The organism is Ruminococcus sp. (genome assembly GCF_017650195.1).
Classification (GTDB): domain Bacteria; phylum Bacillota; class Clostridia; order Oscillospirales; family Ruminococcaceae; genus Ruminococcus.
Map to the genome: position 1 here is coordinate 1 of NZ_JAGCFH010000097.1, position 3,038 is coordinate 3,038.

Genomic DNA, 3,038 nt, shown 5'->3' on the forward strand with positions numbered 1-3,038 from the left:
GATATGACGCTCAGCTTGCTAATTATACAGCACAGCTGGATTCTTTGAAGGCAGCTATTCAGGCAGATCGTGATGCACTTAGTGCTGCAATAACGGCTAGAAATAATGCAGATCCTGAGGGTGCAGGTAATACATCGGCTGATTATACAGCTGCTCTTAATGCCTACAACGGTGCTCTTACCGCTTATAACGATGCTTTAAAGGCTTATAATGACGCAGCGGCAGCATATCAGGCAGCACTTGGCAATGATAATGACCTTGTGATATATATTAATCTGTCGGATGATGTTGTAACTTCAGGTAATGAAACAGATAAGTGGCAGCTCCTGCCTATTCCGGATGGAGATGATACGGTTGCTCATTTCTATTACACAAGTATACTTCAGGGTTCAGAAACCTCCGCTAAGCTGATTGACAGCGTTGAGCTTGCTGATACAGTTACACAGGATACTTACAAGAGCTTTGACTTTGATCTCAACATTAATCTTGATTCTGCTCAGATTACTTATGCTGAAGATCAGTCCACTATCCTTACAGACGCTGTAGCAGGTACTGCATTTGAAAACAGAAACGCAAATCTGACACAGCCGACAAGTCTTGATACGCCTGTTCTTTGGAGTTAATTTTATAAAAGTACGGTATTTATTATAAATTTATTTAAGTAATATGGAAAGGAGGCTGGCAATATGAGTTTTAAGCGGATATTTTCTGCACTCAGTGCAAGCCTCCTTATTCTTTCATGCAATACCATGAATGCTTTTGCTGATACTACCCTGCCCGAGGGGGCAGTCAAGGGGCTTCCCGAAAAGCTGACTGCCATGGACTCAGAGGGCAGGGCGGTAAACAGCGAGAGCGGAGAGTACTTCTTCTGTGTCGATGATATGATATACGGCGAGACCTACTCCAAGGATGTTCAGCTGATGAACCTCCGCGACGATCAGGCGTATAACATATATCTGCATACAGAGCCTGTATCGAGAAGTGGCGATATAGACCTTGAAAAAGGGTGCGTTTGCAAGTTTTATCTTGACGGCAGGGAAGTCTACAGCGGTGATGTCAACGGAAAGGGAAATATTGACCTTACTCAGGACGCTCTCGACCTCGGTAACTACAAGCCGGGCGACTCCCACACACTGAAATGCAGCGTAGTGTGGAATGATACTTCGTATGTTGACTCCGTTAAGAGCAGTCACCGAATCGTAAGCCGTAATGGTACGGAGGTACTGGAGGAGAGTAATAACAGCGCATACGGCGATATAGTATTCAAGTGGATATTCTATGCAGCTGTCGATGAGGATTTCGTTCCGCCGAATACCGGACTTTTTGCTGTAAACGGACGTATATGGCTCTGTTGCATGGCAGCCGTAGCGACGATGATACTGTTTATGCTGCCGCTGCTGTTAAAGCAGAAAAGGAAAAAGAGGGAAGCATGAGGACGAAGATACTTGCGGCTGCGATGTTGCTTCTCGCAGTTGTTGGAGCGTTCAGCGGTCACAGGTATTATATGACCGCATATCTTCCGGGAAAACGCCTTGATGAAGCTGTAAAAAAACAAGCGGAAATAATCGAAAGGATTAGACCTGATACCTTGGCAAAAGCCGCAGATACCGGAAAAGCTCCTGATAATCCGCTTGTATTATGTGAAAATGTGAATGATGACATAGTTGGATGGATCACCATTCCCGATATGAATATTGATCTTCCTGTCGTTCAGGGGGAAGACAACGATTTTTACCTTCATAATGGAGTGGACGGACAGTACAACTATGAACTTGGCTGTCCGTTTCTTGATTATCGCTGTGAATCGGATTTCAGCGGTTTCAATTCCATTGTATACGCCCATAACATGACAGAGCAGCGGATGTTTGCGGATATCGCTTTATACAAGGACGAAGCATTTTTTCAGTCGCATCCGGCAGGTACTCTGACTATGAAGGACGGAGAGCATGATGTGCAGTTCTTTGCCTACATGACGACAATGAGCACATCGCCCGCCTATCATGTCGCTTTTGCGAGCCTTTCTGAGAAGGAAGATTATATTGAGTATGTTTTTTCTGAGGCAAATTATACGGATTTTTTTACTCCGGATGAACTTAAGGGGAAGGAAGATCTTCATTTCCTCCTTCTTTCTACCTGCACATTTGAATCTGATGATGCAAGAGGAATTCTTTTCGGCGTGATCGGGTGAATTTGTCAAAATGGCGTGACATAAATCACCGTATTGTGCAGATACTATGTTTTTGGGAATTTGCATTCCTGAACAAAGTTCAGGACAATAAAAAAAGAGCAGCTATGCATGATGCATTTACTGCTCAGAACAGGACTCAGACGTCCTGGTTATTCTCCTGCGTTTCTGATTTATTTCCCTTATTGAGAATAAAATTCAGTATCAGCAGTATCAATATCAGCGCGGCAGCTGAGATCAAGCCTTTCCTTGTATTCAGATAAACAGGGATGAGACCTATCTTAGGGATACTGAATATTATCTTACCGATATAGTTTTGCGACGTTACCGGTGAGGAATCATCGAGGTCGTTTGCGTCGCCTTTGGTAGTGTATTTGTTACCGGATATCGCAGTGACTCTGTGTGTGACGACTGCATTGTTTCCCATACGGAATGATATGACGTTTCCCACCGATATTTCATTTAGCGGAGTATTTTCATTCACAAAGCAGAGACAGCCAACAGGAAGGGCTGGCTCCATAGAACCGGTCTTTACAACATAAGGTCTGATACCGGCGATGAAAAGAACGAATACTGTCAGCGCCGTGATTATAAGCAGAGTTGACAGGATAACTGATACTTTACGGATTATTCTGCCGGTAAAGCGGAATATGACCCTGAAATTTTCTTTTGCAGCTGCTGTCATACGCCATATACCTGTTTTTCAGTAGTATTTGTAATCATTGGTCTTTTCATAGCAGTACCTCGATTCTTAATGATTAGGCATTTGGTATTACGTTATGATTATATCATGAAACAGGTGGAAAATCAAGAGGAAAAGTATATAATAAACGGCTATACTGAACATTATCAA

At 43.3% G+C, this 3,038-nt stretch carries 4 protein-coding genes; 3 read left to right on the forward strand and 1 reads right to left on the reverse strand.

Going from position 1 to position 3,038, the window contains the following annotated elements; all coding sequences use genetic code 11:
• The 3 genes from J6U00_RS04170 to J6U00_RS04180 form a co-directional block, all read left to right on the forward strand.
• Nucleotides 1-623: hypothetical protein (locus J6U00_RS04170; RefSeq protein WP_296579300.1), on the forward strand; the 623-nt coding region annotated here is incomplete at its 5' end.
• A 63-nt stretch (nt 624-686) separates the two neighbouring features.
• Nucleotides 687-1,433, forward strand: coding sequence for a hypothetical protein (locus tag J6U00_RS04175; RefSeq protein WP_296579302.1), 747 nt, complete (start codon nt 687-689; stop codon nt 1,431-1,433).
• Complete coding sequence (locus J6U00_RS04180) at nt 1,343-2,188, forward strand: class B sortase (protein ID WP_296579305.1); 846 nt, start codon at nt 1,343-1,345, stop codon at nt 2,186-2,188. Before J6U00_RS04175 ends, J6U00_RS04180 begins: the two co-directional genes overlap by 91 nt.
• Nucleotides 2,189-2,324: 136 nt before the next feature.
• On the opposite strand, the gene J6U00_RS04185 is transcribed toward J6U00_RS04180, so the two are convergent.
• The gene (locus J6U00_RS04185) at nt 2,325-2,870 is read right to left on the reverse strand and encodes a signal peptidase I (protein ID WP_296579307.1); all 546 of its coding nucleotides are present in this window, start codon (nt 2,868-2,870) and stop codon (nt 2,325-2,327) included.
• Nucleotides 2,871-3,038: the final 168 nt, after the last annotated feature.